The organism is Streptomyces sp. NPDC054961 (assembly GCF_053609145.1).
Window position 1 is genome coordinate 212442 of sequence record NZ_JBSGWY010000008.1, and the last position, 2006, is coordinate 214447.

1 protein-coding gene is annotated in these 2006 nt (G+C 68.7%); it reads left to right on the forward strand.

Annotated elements, in window-relative coordinates; genetic code table 11:
- Window positions 1-440: 440 nt before the first annotated feature.
- Window positions 441-1904, forward strand: a complete 1464-nt coding sequence (locus tag ACWF9Z_RS11255) for an NCS2 family permease (RefSeq protein WP_453600291.1) — start codon at window positions 441-443, stop codon at window positions 1902-1904.
- Window positions 1905-2006: the final 102 nt, after the last annotated feature.

Below are 2006 nucleotides of genomic sequence, written 5' to 3' on the forward strand. Positions count from 1 at the left end.
TTTTTTTACCACCCCGTGTTTTCCAAACCCCCCCCCCCCCCACCCCCCCCCCCCCCCCACCCCCCCCCCGCGGGGGGGGGGGGGGGGGGGGGCGCGGCCCCCCCCCCCACCCCACAGATTTCCGGGCGGTGCGGCGCGGGAACGTCACACTTCCAGCCGTACCGCCCGGAGCACGGAAGTCCGGAGTCATCAGCACCGCACCGCTCGCGGTCAGTTTCACCGGCAACACCCCGGAACCACCCCCGGCCGGACCCATCACCCCCGGCGAGGCCAGCAGTACCAGCCGTACCGCAGAACCCCCGCAGTACCCGCAGTACACGCAGTGCACCTTCGCGTCGCCTCGGGCCGTCACCCCGGGTCGTGCAGCCAACGGCATTTCCCAAATCCCGTGTCTCCAGTCTTTATGCGGGTGCCCCTTTGAACCTTGGGAGTTAGGCACCATGACCCAGTCCTCTGTGGAGCCCAAGACCAGTGCGGAAGAGGCCGGCGACGGCTCTCGTCCCCCCGCCGGACGGTCTTGGCTCGATCGGTACTTCCACATAACGCAGCGTGGATCCAACGTCGGAAACGAAGTCCGCGGAGGTCTCACGACCTTCATGGCCATGGCGTACATCCTGCTGCTCAACCCGCTGATCCTCTCCGGCAAGGACGTCGCCGGAGACGTCATGAGCCAGAAGGCTCTGATCACCGCCACCGCGTTCGCGGCCGCGCTGACCACGCTCCTCATGGGCTTCGTCGGCAAGGTCCCGCTCGCGCTGGCCGCCGGCCTCTCCGTGTCCGGTGTGCTGTCCTCGCAGGTGGCACCGCAGATGACCTGGCCGCAGGCCATGGGCATGTGCGTGATGTACGGCGTCGTGATCTGTCTCCTGGTCGTCACCGGCCTCCGCGAGATGATCATGAACGCGATCCCGCTCGCGCTCAAGCACGCGATCACCATGGGCATCGGCCTGTTCGTCGCCCTGATCGGCCTCGTGAAGGCCGGCTTCGTGGGCAACGGCGGGGAGTTCGCCCCTCCGGTGACCCTCGGCGCCGCCGGTGAGCTCGCCGGCTGGCCCGTCTTCCTCTTCTGCGTGACCCTGCTCGCCATCTTCATGCTGCAGGCCCGCAAGGTCCCCGGCGCGATCCTGATCGGCATCGTCGGCGGAACGGTCCTCGCCGCCATCCTGAACGCCGTCGTGGACATCGACCCGAAGGCCTGGAAGAACGGCGCTCCGGAGCTCTCGGGCTCCGCGATCTCGATGCCCGACTTCTCGCTCTTCGGCAAGGTCGAGTTCGGCGGCTGGGGCGACGTCGGTGTCATGACGGTCGGCATGATCGTCTTCACCCTCGTGCTCGCCGGCTTCTTCGACGCGATGGCCACCATCATCGGCGTCGGCACCGAGGCCAAGCTCGCCGACGACAAGGGCCGCATGCCGGGCCTTTCCAAGGCGCTGTTCATCGACGGTGCCGGTGGCGCCATCGGCGGCATCGCGGGCGGCTCCGGCCAGACGGTCTTCGTCGAGTCCGCCACGGGCGTCGGCGAGGGAGCCCGTACCGGTCTCGCCTCCGTCGTCAGCGGGCTGCTCTTCGCCGCCTGCCTCTTCTTCACCCCGATCACCCAGATCGTCCCGGGTGAGGTCGCCTCCGCGGCCCTGGTCGTCATCGGCGCGATGATGATGCAGAACGCCCGCCACGTGGACTGGGCCGACAGCGCGACGGCCATCCCGGTCTTCCTGACCGTGGTGATCATGCCCTTCACCTACTCGATCACGGCTGGAGTCGCCGCCGGTGTGATCTCCTACGTGGCCATCAAGGTCGCGCAGGGCAAGTACCGCGAGATCGGTGCCTTCATGTGGGTACTGACCGTGATCTTCGTGGTCTACTTCGCGCTCCACCCCATCGAGTCGTGGCTCGGGGTCAAGTAGCGGCGAAAGCGGGGGGGGCGCCGGGCGCCGGCGCGCCGCCCGCGGGCACCACACCACCACACCAAGAGAAGATCGACCGCACCCCCCCCGGCGCCCGCGCGG